This window comes from Ancrocorticia sp. (genome assembly GCF_052089425.1).
Taxonomy (GTDB): Bacteria; Actinomycetota; Actinomycetes; order Actinomycetales; family Actinomycetaceae; genus Ancrocorticia.
Window position 1 is genome coordinate 4,931 of the sequence record NZ_JBQCZW010000065.1, and the last position, 702, is coordinate 5,632.

Consider the following 702-nt stretch of genomic DNA (forward strand, 5'->3'; position numbering starts at 1 on the left):
CGTCAGATACTGCTGACCAGAACTCTGTAGTCACGTAGACGCCCTCAGGTGTGTTCCCGTCGCCGACGCAAACCTCGACGTCGATAGCTCCGATCCTGTGGTCAGCGACGTCGGTGACAACTTTGTATTCGTATGCGGTCACGCTGGACCCTCCGGGCGTATCGATAGTGTCTCCGAGCTTGTGAGTTTCGTCGGTCGGAGATGGGGTCGGAGTCGTCGCGGATGAGGTCGTGGTGGAGGGCGAAGCTGGTGCCGTGTCCAGCGGATCGGCTACTGGCTGAGAGTTTGCTTCGGCGTTTTCGGGTGAGGAAGAACAGCCTGCAAGGAGGACCACAGCGAGTGTCGCGGCGAGAATTGTTTTGTGCATGATCGGATCATAGGTTGTTGAGTCTCCAGATAGCGTGGAACTATGAGCATAGTGGCCGATTCGTTATGAAAGTGCCTTTCGCACTGACTACCAGACGGTGTGCGCTCAGTCGCTCATCAAGGTGATGAGGACCCATCCGGGAACATCGCCGCGGTCTGGTCGGTTACCTCGGCGCTCGCCTCGGCGATCGGGATCGTCGATCGTAAGACCGATGACGAACCCGGCGAATCGGTTCAGCAGGTGGTGGAACATGGTGTCTCCTTCTTCCAGGGCGGTCGGTTGGCGGGGCGATCAGGTGGGGCGTTGGCGGGGCGACTGTGCGCGTCAGACTGGGT

General features: G+C 59.4%; 1 protein-coding gene and 1 pseudogene. One reads left to right on the forward strand and one right to left on the reverse strand.

The window, feature by feature from the left end; all coding sequences use genetic code 11:
• Window positions 1-367 (reverse strand): annotated as a pseudogene (locus ACTHV6_RS11765) (hypothetical protein); the annotation flags it as partial.
• Window positions 368-466: 99 nt separating this feature from the next.
• Here ACTHV6_RS11765 and ACTHV6_RS11770 point away from each other — a divergent pair.
• Window positions 467-702: hypothetical protein (locus ACTHV6_RS11770; protein WP_441387813.1), on the forward strand; the 236-nt coding region annotated here is incomplete at its 3' end.